The sequence below is a fragment of the Antarctobacter sp. genome (genome assembly GCF_965277915.1).
In the GTDB taxonomy this organism is placed as follows: Bacteria; Pseudomonadota; Alphaproteobacteria; order Rhodobacterales; family Rhodobacteraceae; genus Antarctobacter.
The window spans coordinates 3,692,082-3,704,515 of record NZ_OZ255849.1; the positions used below are offsets into that span (position 1 = coordinate 3,692,082).

The 12,434-nt window shown below is 63.3% G+C and carries 10 protein-coding genes; 7 read left to right on the plus strand and 3 right to left on the minus strand.

Features of this window, described 5'->3' with window-relative positions; all coding sequences use genetic code 11:
- Positions 1-95 precede the first annotated feature (95 nt).
- The 4 genes from urtC (at position 96) to ACQY5B_RS18990 (ending at position 4,406) form a co-directional block, all read left to right on the plus strand.
- On the plus strand, positions 96-1,259 hold the full coding sequence (gene urtC, locus ACQY5B_RS18975; protein ID WP_420327938.1) for an urea ABC transporter permease subunit UrtC: 1,164 nt from the start codon (positions 96-98) through the stop codon (positions 1,257-1,259).
- Positions 1,256-1,999: an urea ABC transporter ATP-binding protein UrtD gene (urtD, locus tag ACQY5B_RS18980; RefSeq protein WP_305972561.1), complete on the plus strand. Its 744-nt coding sequence runs from the start codon at positions 1,256-1,258 to the stop codon at positions 1,997-1,999. The genes urtC and urtD overlap by 4 nt, the downstream gene beginning before the upstream one ends.
- An 89-nt stretch (positions 2,000-2,088) precedes the next feature.
- Positions 2,089-2,787: an urea ABC transporter ATP-binding subunit UrtE gene (urtE, locus tag ACQY5B_RS18985; RefSeq protein WP_420327937.1), complete on the plus strand. Its 699-nt coding sequence runs from the start codon at positions 2,089-2,091 to the stop codon at positions 2,785-2,787.
- 170 nt (positions 2,788-2,957) lie between these two features.
- Complete coding sequence (locus ACQY5B_RS18990; RefSeq protein WP_420327936.1) at positions 2,958-4,406, plus strand: methyl-accepting chemotaxis protein; 1,449 nt, start codon at positions 2,958-2,960, stop codon at positions 4,404-4,406.
- 15 nt (positions 4,407-4,421) lie between these two features.
- On the opposite strand, the gene ACQY5B_RS18995 is transcribed toward ACQY5B_RS18990, so the two are convergent.
- Positions 4,422-6,005: a trimethylamine methyltransferase family protein gene (locus ACQY5B_RS18995; RefSeq protein WP_424976497.1), complete on the minus strand. Its 1,584-nt coding sequence runs from the start codon at positions 6,003-6,005 to the stop codon at positions 4,422-4,424.
- Positions 6,006-6,127: 122 nt separating this feature from the next.
- Between ACQY5B_RS18995 and ACQY5B_RS19000 the strand changes: the two genes are divergently transcribed.
- Positions 6,128-8,554 carry an FAD-dependent oxidoreductase gene (locus tag ACQY5B_RS19000; protein ID WP_420327934.1) on the plus strand — a complete coding sequence of 809 codons (2,427 nt, stop codon included), beginning with the start codon at positions 6,128-6,130 and terminating at the stop codon, positions 8,552-8,554.
- Positions 8,555-8,684: 130 nt separating this feature from the next.
- Positions 8,685-9,104, plus strand: coding sequence for a DUF411 domain-containing protein (locus ACQY5B_RS19005; protein WP_420327933.1), 420 nt, complete (start codon positions 8,685-8,687; stop codon positions 9,102-9,104).
- Between the two features lie 231 nt (positions 9,105-9,335).
- Here ACQY5B_RS19005 and ACQY5B_RS19010 read toward each other — a convergent pair whose 3' ends face one another.
- Positions 9,336-10,406 carry a hypothetical protein gene (locus ACQY5B_RS19010; protein WP_420327932.1) on the minus strand — a complete coding sequence of 357 codons (1,071 nt, stop codon included), beginning with the start codon at positions 10,404-10,406 and terminating at the stop codon, positions 9,336-9,338.
- A 149-nt stretch (positions 10,407-10,555) separates the two neighbouring features.
- Between ACQY5B_RS19010 and ACQY5B_RS19015 the strand changes: the two genes are divergently transcribed.
- Positions 10,556-11,518, plus strand: coding sequence for an aldo/keto reductase (locus ACQY5B_RS19015; protein WP_420327931.1), 963 nt, complete (start codon positions 10,556-10,558; stop codon positions 11,516-11,518).
- A 42-nt stretch (positions 11,519-11,560) separates the two neighbouring features.
- Here the strand turns inward: ACQY5B_RS19015 and ACQY5B_RS19020 are convergent, their stop codons facing one another.
- The gene (locus ACQY5B_RS19020) at positions 11,561-12,379 is read right to left on the minus strand and encodes a metallophosphoesterase (protein WP_420327930.1); all 819 of its coding nucleotides are present in this window, start codon (positions 12,377-12,379) and stop codon (positions 11,561-11,563) included.
- Positions 12,380-12,434: the final 55 nt, after the last annotated feature.

Below are 12,434 nucleotides of genomic sequence, written 5' to 3' on the forward strand. Positions count from 1 at the left end.
GCCGGGCAAGGCCACAGGCCGGGGGCAGCGCCCGTTGTTCCGCAACAACGCCCCCCTGCCCCCGACCGGAGCAATCCCAAGAACGGAGCGCCCAAATGAACCGCAGCTTCATCGCCCGGAACCCTTCGGTTCTCTGGTTCCTCGCCTTCCTCGGGATCTTTACGCTGGCCGTCACCCTGATGGCCGAGGCGACCGGGACCGGCTTCATCTCGACCAGTTTCGTCAAGACCCTGGGCAAGACGCTCTGCCTCTGCCTCGTCGCCATCGCGATGGACGTCGTCTGGGGCTATTGCGGCATCCTCAGCCTGGGGCATTTCGCGTTTTTCGGGATCGGCGGCTACGCCATCGGGATGTGGCTGATGTACGCCCGTACCGAAACCATCGTCACCGACAGCATGGCCGCGCAGGTTGTCCCGCCCAGTCCGCAAGAGGTTTCCGACGCCATCGCCAGCCAGATCTTCGGCGTTGTCGGTGCCTCCGAGTTTCCGCCGATCTGGGCTTTTGCCCATTCGCTGCCACTGCAACTGCTGATGGTGGTGCTGGTGCCCGGCCTGCTGGCGCTGGTCTTTGGCTGGTTGGCCTTCCGCTCGCGCGTGACCGGTGTTTACCTGTCGATCCTGACCCAGGCCATGACGCTGGCGCTGTCGCTGTACCTGTTCCAGAACGACAGCGGGCTGCGCGGCAACAACGGCCTTTCGGGCCTGCAGAATATACCCGGCTTCGAATCGACGCCGCAAAGCATGGTCTCGATGGTCTTCTTCTGGGCCTCCGCCCTGGCGCTGGCGCTGGGATACATCCTGTTTGCCTGGGTCGTCTCGGGCAAGATGGGCAGCGTGATCCGGGCCATCCGCGACGATGAAACCCGGGTGCGATTCCTTGGCTACCACGTCGAAAGCTACAAGCTCTTCGTCTTTACCCTGACGGCGGTGATCGCGGGCATCGCGGGGGCGCTTTATTATCCGCAGGCGGGCATCATCAACCCGGCCGAGATCGCGCCCATCGCCTCAATCTACCTTGCGGTCTGGGTCGCCATCGGCGGGCGCGGACGGCTTTACGGCGCGGTGCTGGGCACCGTCTTTGTCACCCTCGCGTCCAGCTGGTTCACCGGCGGTGGCGCCCCCGACATCGACCTCGGGTTCTACACGATCCAGTGGACGGACTGGTGGCTGGTGCTCCTCGGCCTCTCCTTCGTCGCCGTCACACTGTTTGCGCCGCAGGGCCTGGGCGGGCTGGTCGACAAGATTGCGAGAAAATCATGAGCAAGACCCTTCTCGAACTGTCCGGCGTCTCGGTCTCCTTCGACGGTTTCAAGGCGATCAACTCGCTGTCCTTCCAGATCGGAGAGCCCGAACTGCGCGCCATTATCGGCCCGAACGGAGCGGGCAAGACCACCTTCATGGACATCATCACCGGCAAGACCAAGCCGGACGAGGGCCATGTCCTCTGGGGGGACAAGGGCATTTCCCTGCTGGGCATGTCCGAATCCGCCATCGCCCGCGAGGGTATCGGCCGCAAGTTCCAGAAACCCACCGTCTTCGAGGCCCAGACCGTCCGAGAGAACCTTGCCATGGCGCTGAAGAACCCGCGTGGCCCCTTCGACGTGCTGCTCTACAAGAAGACGAAGCACGGCGCCGAGCGCATCGAGGAGATCGCCGAGCAAACCGGCCTCACCGACAGCCTCACCCGCCCCGCCGGAGAGCTCTCGCACGGGCAGAAACAGTGGCTGGAGATCGGCATGCTGCTGGCACAGGAACCTCGGCTCTTGCTGGTCGATGAACCGGCTGCGGGCATGACCCCGGCGGAACGCGAAAAGACCACCGAAATGCTGGTCGAGGCGGCCAAGACCCGTGCCGTCGTCGTCGTGGAACATGACATGGAATTCGTCCGCCGGCTGAACTGCAAGGTCACCGTGCTGAACGAGGGTTCGGTGCTGGCCGAAGGCTCTATCGACCATGTCACCAGCAATCCGCAGGTGATCGAAGTCTACCTGGGCCGCTGAACGATGCGCGGCCATTTCTTCTTTGTGAAATTACCCAGATGCGCCCCAGTCCACCCTCGCGGCGCCGGGACGACAGGAAAGCCCACCCCATGCTGAGCCTCTCCGACCTGACCCTGCACTATGGCCACAGCCAGATCCTCTACGACATCTCGATGGAGGCAAAGCCCGGTGCCGTCACATGCCTGATGGGCACCAACGGCGTCGGCAAGACATCCCTGCTCAAGGCGATTTCGGGCACACATGCACGGTCCGGCGGCGCAATGATGCTGGACGGGGCCGATATCGCCCGCACCACCCCGGCCCATGCGCTGGCGCGTGCCGGTGTCGGCTACGTCCCGCAGGGTCGCGATATCTTTCCCCTGATGACCGTGAAAGAGAACCTCGAGACCGGATATGCCTGCCTGCCCAAGTCGGAATGGGGCATCCCGGACGAAACATTCGAGCTTTTCCCGATCCTGAAGCAGTTCCTGGCCCGCCGCGGCGGCGATCTTTCGGGTGGCCAGCAACAGCAACTCGCGATTGCCCGCGCGCTGATCGCGCAGCCCAAACTGCTGCTGCTGGACGAGCCGACAGAAGGGATCCAGCCGAATATCATCAAGCAGATCGGAGAGGTGATCAAATACCTCCGCCAGAAGGGCGACATGGCCATCATCCTGGTCGAGCAGTTCTTCGATTTCGCTTACGATCTTGGCGATCACTTCGTGGCGCTGGAACGCGGCCGCGTGATCCACGATGCGCCCAAGGCGGACACCCCGCGGGAGGTCCTGCTGAAAAAAGTGTCGGTCTGATACGGGCATCGACCCGCTTGAGCCGCGAACCGTTTTTCTGCAGCTGCGAACGTGCGCAAGTTTAAGAAAACAAGGGCCGGGAAGCCCAAACGATGCCGCCGTTCTGGCAGGCTTGTTAACCTCTGGGCGCTTTAATCTGCCGTAACCACCGATCATTGACGGAACAGCAGATGACCAAGGACCTTCAACAGAAACTCGCGCATTTCCAGCTGGATGGCGAAAACGCAGATATGCTGCGAGAGGTCGGGGAACTTCTCAAACCCGAACTCGACGCGGTTCTCGAAGCCTTCTACAGGCGCGCGCAGGCCAATCCCCAAACCGCGGCCTTCTTCGACGGGCCGGAACGGATGGAATATGCCCGCAACGCCCAGAAAAAGCACTGGACCCGCCTGCTGTCGGGAGAGTTCGACGCTGAATACATCGCCTCGGTCGACCGGATCGGGCGCACGCACGCCCGGATCAACCTGCCGCTGGACACCTACATGTCCGCTTATTCGCTGGCCACGACCGACCTTGTCGCGGCCCTGTTCAAACGCATTCCGCGGCGCAAACGCAGCCGCCTGGCCGTCATGGTCGGCGTTCTGACCCGGGCCTTCGCGCTGGACATCGAACGGGTAGTCGAAACCACGTTCCGCATTCTCGCAGAGGAACAGACCGCCGCCTTTGGCCATATCAACACCGCGATCGAGAAACTGGCGCAGGGCGATCTGACTCATGTCATCCCCAGCCCCGAACACAGCGACTATCCAAGCCGTTTCGACGATGTGCGGACCAAGCTGAACGGCGCCACCGCGAACCTGCGGGAGACCATGACCCAGGTCACGGGTACGATGTCGAACCTGGTCAAGATCATCGAGGAAGTATCCGCCGCCGCCGACGACCTGTCGGAGCGCACCGCAAACCAGGCCGCATCGCTGGAAGAAACCGCCGCCGCGGTGCATGAACTGACCGAAAACGTCGCCAACTCTGCCCAGAACACCCAAGAGGCCAACCAGGTCGCCGCGACGGCCTCGCAGACTGCGCAAGAGGGCGCGCGCACGGTCGAGGAAGCCGCTGGCGCGATGACACGCATCCAGGCATCCTCGGACCAGATCACGCGGATCATCGGACTGATCGACGACATCGCCTTTCAGACCAACCTGCTCGCCCTGAACGCGGGCGTCGAGGCGGCGCGGGCCGGCAGTGCCGGCAGCGGCTTTGCCGTGGTGGCCGAAGAGGTGCGGGTGCTGGCCGGCAATGCCTCGGACGCCGCGCGCCAGATCACCGAGCTGGTCTCGAACAGTTCCAGGGAAGTGACCAGCGGCGTCGACCTGATCGACAATGCCGGACGCAATCTCAAGGCCATCGTCGAAAGCTTTGAAAAGGTGTCGGGGCTTGCTGCCGCGATCGCCACCGCCTCCAGCGAGCAGTCCACCGCCCTGTCCGAGGTCAACTCGGCGGTCAGCCAGATGGACTCGGTCACCCAGCAGAATGCGGCGATGGTGGAACAGACAACCGCCGCCGCCTCGATCATGCGCCAGAATGCCAGCGAAGTGGCCGCCGCGCTGGCCGGTCTCAGGATCGGCGAAACGGTTCTTCAACGCCCGAACCGGCCAACCGCGCAGAGCCAGGCCGCCTGACCGGCGCGCGCGAACTTACTGCAGGCAGGGAAAGGCGGCGCGGATCGCACTTTCCCGCGCCGCCTCCAGATAGACGGGCCGATGCGTGGCCAGAATTCGCTGCGCCTCGGCCTTTGCCCGCGCGCGCGCATCTTCGGCCCCACCCATTTCCCAGCTGCGAGGGTCGCTGCGGTCTGCCAGGCGCGGATAGAGATAGTCCCGTTCCATTGCTGCGCGGGTCTGGTCGGCCCCCAGGAAATGCCCTTGGCCAAGCACGGCGTCCCGGATCGCCTCGACACCCAGCGTATCCTCGCTGACCTCGATCCCGCGCAACACCCTTTGAACCGCCCCCAGCATCTCGTTGTCCAGCACGAAACCTTCAAAGCTGGCACCCAGCAAAGCGGCGGTCATGCCCGCGCTCTCGTAGACAAGGTTGCCCCCGGCAAGCCCTGCCGCCAGCGCCGTCATCCCTTTTTCCATGCCGTACTGCGCATCCACAGCCTTGGCATCCGTCATCGAACAGGCCACGCCCGACGGCAGATTCAGCCAGTTCGACAATTGCGCCGAGGCCGCGTTCAGCAGGGCGACCTCTCCGCCGCCGCCCGAAAAGGCCCCCGTGCGCAGATCGACGACGAACGGCCAGTTGGAAAAGACCATCGGATGCCCCGGGCGGATGGCATGGACCATGACCAGGCTGGCCAGAGTCTCGGCCAATGACTGCGCAAGGAAGCCGGCCAGCGTTGCCGGCGCCGTCGCACCGGCCTGTGCCGCGGTGATGCAGGACAGCGGCATGTTGGCCGCGATGCAGGCATAGACCACCTCGACCGCGTCGGCCCCGTACCGCATCGGAGAGATCACCGGACTGATATGCGCCTTGAGGAAAGGGCGGGCGGAAAAGGCGCCTTCGCCTCCCAGCGCCATGTCCATCATCGCCACGACGGGCGCCACGTTTTCGGCCAGGGTAAAGGCGCTGGCCACCGGCTTTGTCGTCCCGGTCAACAGCGCGAAGGCGGTATTCAGGTCGAGGTCACGCGCAGAGGGCACATCGGTGGCGATACAGCAACGGGTGAACCAGCTGATGTTTTCCAACGCGTCCTGCAGACGGGTGAAGTCTCGCAGGTCCTGCAGGGTGGCCGCCCTGTAAAGACCGCTGTTCAGGTCCACGACCTGCACCGCCGCGCCGCCGGTGCCAAAATACACCCGGTCGCCGCCCACCTCGATATCGCGGGCGGGATCGCGGCCATGAAGGACAAAGCGCTTTGTCGCCCGGTCCACCGCCTCATCGACCAGAGCAGTCGGAAACAGCACCCGTGCGCCGCGCACCTCTGCCCCGGCGGTCAACAGATCGGCGCGCAGCCGGTCGGGCACCTCGCCCATGCCCAGATCGGCCAGCAGCCGCTTGGCAGCATCGTAGATCGCCGCCATGTCGGCCTCTGCCAGCGGCGCGTATTGCCCGCCCACCTGGCCCGGCGGTGCGGGACTGGCAGGTCCCTTGGCCCGTGCCGCATGGCGTGCAAGGCGACCGCCGGGCCGCCTCCCCTCTCGCACCTGGCGCGGACCGCGCTGATCCTTGTCGACATCCATGCCGGTCACTACGGGCTGCGCCGCGTCCCATGACAAGCCGCCGCGTGCACCTGAAGGCTTTCCAAAACTCCTTTTTCGAGACGCTTAAGTCACGAAAGCCGCCTTGCCCAAGAGCAGGAGTTTGCCCCCGATTGGCCGCAACAGCAGGAGGCCCGCACATGAAGACCACCACTCGCGCCGTCGTTATTGGCGGCGGCATTGCCGGATGTTCGACGCTCTACCACCTGACCCAAGAGGGCTGGACCGATGTCATGCTGCTGGAGCGGGATGAGCTGACCTCCGGCACCACATGGCACTCCGCCGCGCAGGTGACGAACTTTGGCATGACGCAAACCATGGTCGGCCTCAAAAGCCATTCCATCGCGCTGTACAAGGAACTGGCCGAGGACCCCGACTATCCGATCACCTACCACCATGCCGACGGTGGCATCCGCCTTGCCAACACGGAGGCGCATATGGACGGCTACCGCCATTTCGCCAGCATGGCGCGGGGCATGGGGGTCGAGTTCGAAGTAATCGACGCCGCCGAATGCGCCCGCCGCCACCCGCTGATTTCCACCGACAACCTGATCGGCGGCCTCTGGGATCCGCTGGACGGTGACATCGACCCGGCCCAGCTCTGCCAGGCGCTCGCACGCCGGGCGCGCAAGGAAGGGGCAGAGGTGCACCGCAACACCCCCGTCACCGCCCTGCGCCAACTGCCCGATGACACCTGGGTCGTCACCACCCCAAAGGGCGAGATCCACGCAGAGGTGGTCATCAACGCCTGCGGCTACCGCGTGAACGAGGTCGGCGCCATGATGGGCGTGCACCACCCGGTCATGTCAATGGAACACCAGTACTTCGTGACCGAGGAAATCGCCGCCATCAAGGAAGCGGGCCACCGGATGCCACTGCTGCGCTGCCCGATCTCGGACTACTATTCGCGGCAGGAAAAGAACGGGCTGCTGGTCGGTTTCTACGAACAGGACTGCAAGACATGGGGCTTGGACGGGATCGACCCGAACTTTGTCAACGCGCTCTGCCCCGATGATCTGGACCGCGTGATGGACGTGCTTGAAGGGGCCTTTGCCCGTATGCCAGCCCTGACAGAGGTTGGCATCACCACGGTCGTCAACGGCCCCATCACCTATACCATCGACGGCGCGCCGCTGGTCGGCCCGATCCCGGGCAAGCGCAACGCCTATTGCATCATCGGGCTGCGCGCCGGTCTGGGGGAGGGCGGCGGCCACGGCTGGCTGCTGGCGCAGCAGATCGTGCATGGCGAGGCTTGTTACGACACATGGGTCATCGACCCGCGCCGCTTTACCGGCCACACCAATGTCGAACTCTGTGCCCGCTACGCGATCCAGGACTACCAGAACGAATTCCGCTTCCACTTCCCCAACGAATACCGCCCCGCAGGCCGAATGGCCAAGACCACACCGCTGACCCCGATCCTACAGGCCGAAGGCGCGCATTTCGGCCCCGTCAACGGCTGGGAACGGGCAGAGGTCTTTGCCCCCGGCATCCACATCACCCCCAGCTTCCGCTTTGACGAGGCGCATGACGCCGTGGCCGCCGAGGTGAGTACCGTCCACACCGCTGTCGGTCTGTGTGAGGTCAACGGCTTTAACCGGCTGGAAATCACCGGCACCGACCGCCACGCCTTCCTTGACCGGCTCTGCTGTGGCCGGGTGGCGAACAAGGACGGCCGCGTCGGCCTTGGCTACTTGCTGAACACCCACGGCATGATCAAGGCAGAGGCGACATTCGCCAACCTGCCCGCCTCTGACCGGGGGCCTGCCCGCGTCTGGTACGGCTCTGCCGCCGCATCCGAATTCCACGACATGGACTGGCTCATGGCACACAAGCGCGCCGATGAGGACGTGCAGATCCGCAGCCTGACCAACGATCAGACCATCCTCGTCCTCGCCGGGCCAAAGGCGCGCGACGTGCTCGCCGCCACCTCTCGCGGCGACTGGTCGGCCGCCGGTTTCCCCTGGCTCTCCGCCCGCGAATGTTTCATCGGCTATGCCCCGGCGACCGTTCTGTCCGTCAGCTTTTCCGGCGAACTCGCCTATGAAATCCACGTCCCCAACGCCTCGCTCTTTGCCGCCTACACCGCCCTGCGTGAGGCTGGCGACAAGCACGGCCTACGCCTTTTTGGCAGCCAGGCGGTCGACTCCATGCGGCTGGAAAAGGGCTTCCTGCACTGGAAGGCCGACCTGCTGACCGAATTCACCCCGTTCGAGACCGGGCTGGACCGCTTCGTGAAACTAGACAAGAAGTTCATCGGCAAGGAGGCCCTGCTGAAACGGCAGGCCGACGGCCCGCGCAAATGCCTTGTCACCCTCAGCCACACCGCCACCGACCGCCGCGCCGCGCCCGGTGCCTCGATGATGATGGGCGACAAGGTTGTCGGCACCGTGACCTCGGGCGCCTACGGTTTTCGCACCGGGCTGAACCTCGCGCTCGGCTTCGTCGATCCCGACCTGGCCACGCACGGCACAAAGATGGAGCTTGACCTGCTGGGAGAGCGTTTCACCGCAGAGGTCATCACGCCCAGCCCCTACGATCCGGCGATGACGTTGCCACAAGGATAGGCCGCCGGTCTTGACCTTCCCCCAACCGGAACCTCTATCTCGACCGCCAGAACCGGATGGAACCACACAGGGAATGCGCGCCATGACCAATACTGTTCACCGCCGGGGCCTCCTCTTGGGGGCTTTGGCCATGATCCCCCTTCCCGCCGCGCTGCGCGCCGCCGCACCGGAAATTCATGTGCTAAAGGACCGCAACTGCGGTTGTTGCAGCGCTTGGGTCAAGATCCTGCGCCAGGAGGGGTTTTCCGTCACGACAGAGGACACGCACAACGCCGCCCTGATCCGCTACAAGATGGACAATGGCATCCCGCCCGCGATGACCTCTTGCCACACGGCGCGCATCGACGGCTACCTGATCGAGGGCCACGTCCCCGCCGCCGACATCCGCCGCCTGCTGGCCCAACGCCCCGACGCGCGCGGACTTGCCGTCCCCGGCATGCCCTACGGCTCCCCCGGGATGGGCCCAGAGTCACAGCGCGAGGCCTACGACGTCCACCTCATCCGCCGCGACGGCACGACAGAGGTCTTCACCCACTACGAGGGGGCTTGATCCCTTCCGGCGAGATACGTCACCTCGGCGATGCATGTGCCTCCAAACATTACTGGCAGTCTCGGTTTCGTCTTGTGGCGTGTCACGCACACCGCAGAATATGGGCAGAACCCCATCGAGCTTGCGAAAAAACACAATCGCCTAAAGTGGACCATGTAAGACATGAAAGAACTGCATGCCCGGCACTGGCTGGCTCAGCAGTGAGCATGCGCGCATCGTATAGATTCAATTTCAATTGCCACTACCGGTTTTTGCATACGCATACCAATCATCAAGTTTTTGGAACGGCGAATTTTGGACATAGTCACCCGGCCAAAGCCCGTATGTTCTTATCGCCGCCAAACCCTTGTTTGCGTCAACACGCACCACGCATTGGGCCATAGCTTCGGCCTCGTAACCCTGTACCCGGTACTCTATGACGCCACCCGAAAGAACACGGGTCTGGACTCGCTCGCAGGCATTCGGATACCGCGACATTTCGAACCAATGGTCGCAAGCGGTGCAAACTTGGGCTTGCGTCCATTCCGGGGCCTGAAATCCAAAGACTTTGATGCCCAATGCCTTTGCGCGCTCAGGCCTGTCGATTTCATAGAACTCGCCAGGACCTTTCTCTAGAATTTGGATCAGCATGTCATTCGGGAAAACACCTTGGTAGCCAAAGCGCCCCTCTACAGTGCCCAGCCGCATCATCAGGGCGACGGCCTCGGTGCCTACCCTGAAAGCTTCTGCAATAGACTGCTCAGTGTATTGTCCTCTGGGCGGCAACGCATAGGGCGCATGAAATCCCAAACGCGCCTTCTGGTGCTTCGACCGAATGGGAACATGGATTTCTTCAAATTGACTGGCTGCCACGAAGATCAAGGCACAGGCGGACAAGCATTCTGCGCCCTCTTCAAGTCGGGTTCCGATCCATCCGCCGTCAAGACGCTCAGCAATACTGATTGCCTCGGAAAAGCTCCCGCCTTGTGAGTCCAGGCAAAGTATGTCGGTATGATCCGGGGCAAGGTTCCATAGCCTTTGAGCATCCCCGTACACAATCTCCCCCTTGAAAAGAATCGTGCACACCCGGTCGTCTATTCTCTTGATTTCAGCAGCTTGCGCTATTCCCGAGATCATCACAATCAGTGCAATTAAGAAAATGTTTCCGGCGACTTGCTTCAAACAGCGTGCCAATCCTTTGACTCCCTCGACATGAACCGAAAAAACGAATGCACCAGTTTCGGGCAGGAGACCAGAGTCAAATAGGAACAGAATGAACGAGAGATTTGGCCACAAGCCGCACGTGGGCGCCAAACCGTACATTTGCTGACGAATGGTATAACCGCCTCTGCCCCCCCTTGCTTCCGCATTCCCCCTTACCTGCCCACGCGTGCACACCCGAACGCCCCCCTTGCCACACGGGCCCGATCCGGTCACAAATCGCCAAAACCCCGGACACTCAGGAGGCCCCTATGGCCCGCTACGCCCTCGGCAAGACCGATCTCGAAGTCACAGAGCTTTGCTTCGGTGCCTCCGCCCTTGGCGACATGCCCGACACCTACGGCTATTCCGTGAGCGAAGAGCGCGCCCGCGCAACGGTCGAAGCCTTCTTTGACGGGCCGGTAAATTTCCTCGACACGTCGCGCAATTACGGGTTCGGTCGGTCAGAGGAACGCATCGGCACGGTCATCAAGGAGCGCGGCGGCCTGCCCGAGGGCTTTGTCCTATCGACCAAGTTGGACCGCGACATGGAAACCGGCCGCTTCGACGCCGCCCGCGTGCGCCAGTCGCTGGAGGAAAGCTTGGCGGCCCTGAACCTGGACAGCATCCCGCTTTTGCACCTGCATGACCCGGAACATGCCCGCGATCTGGGCGAGATCACCGATGAGGGCGGTGCTTTGGACGAATTGTTCAAGCTCAAGGAAGAGGGGCTGGCAGAGGCCGTCGGCCTTGCGGCGGGCCGGCTTGACTTGATGGACCCGATCTTGCGGGCCTACCCTTTCGACGCGCTGATCTCGCACAACCGGTTTACGCTGCTGAACCGCTCGGCGGATGCGATGTTCGACTATGCCTATGCCAACGACATCGCCGTGCTGAACGCCGCGCCCTTTGCCAGCGGCGTCCTGGCCAAAGGCAGTGCCGCCATGCCGCGTATCACATACCAAATGGCCGACGAGGCGGCCCTGGCCCCGGTCCGCGCCATCGAGGAGGTCTGTGCCCGCCACGGCGTACCCACCGGGCCGGCGGCGCTACAGTTCTCGCTGCGCGATCCGCGCATCACCTCCACCGTGGTTGGCGTGTCAAAGCCCGAACGCGTGCAGCAGACGATCGACTGGGCCGCGATGAAACTGCCAGAAGCACTTTGGGACGATCTGTCGAAACTGCCTTTCTCGGACGAGGACCCCGAAGCGAACCGCGACTACAAGCCGGGCTGAGACCGCCGAGAACCGTCGGGCGGATTTGCCCGGCGCCCTGGATCAGGCCTCCTTGGCCCAGTCTTCCCAGTCGTTGCCGTGCCAGATCACCTCGCCGTCCCAGGCAAAGGGGATCTGGTGCACGACCACGTCCTCGCCTCGCATGAGCACGACGCGATAGGAAGGCTCCAACGGCCCCATGCCAGAGAGTTTCGAGGGCGACAGGTTCGGGATCACCTGGTGCACGGTCGAGGCAACGCCGGAAAAGGGAATGCCCGCTAGGGTGCCGGACAGGGGCTCATGCACATGTCCAAAGAAAATGTGCACGATCTTGTCGCGGTGGGCTTTCAGCAAGGTCCGTAACCCGGCCTGGTCGCGATCGTTCAGCGACAGCATGTCCGAGGACGGATCGCCCAGATGCAGCGGGTTGTGGTGAAAGAACAGGAACGCGCGGTCGCATCCTTCCAGCCGCGCCGCAAGCCAGTCCTGCCGCGCCTTGCAGAAATGGCCGGCATGGCTCTGCCGCTGGACGGTGTCGCAATAGATGAAACGCCCTTCGCGCAGGTCCTCGGCATGGTTGATAAAGCCAGCCTCGTCGCGCGGATGATCGGGGAACTGGTCCAGGAAGACTGCCCTGTCGTCGTGGTTCCCCACCATCAGGCGCACCGGGATCGGCAGCACCCGCAGCGCCTGTTTCAGCGCCGCATAGGCCTCGGGATCGGCCCAATGCGTCAGGTCTCCGGTGATCACCAGCCGCACCGCATCCGAATGATGCTCGGCGATATGACCAAAGGCGCGCGCCAGACGTTCGTGCGGATCGATCCCTTCGATCAGCATGCCCGGCACGCCCAGGTGAATATCCGACATATGGATGAATTTCATGACACGCCCCCGCACGATTCGGCACGACCCTATGACAGGCGGATCACAGGATCAC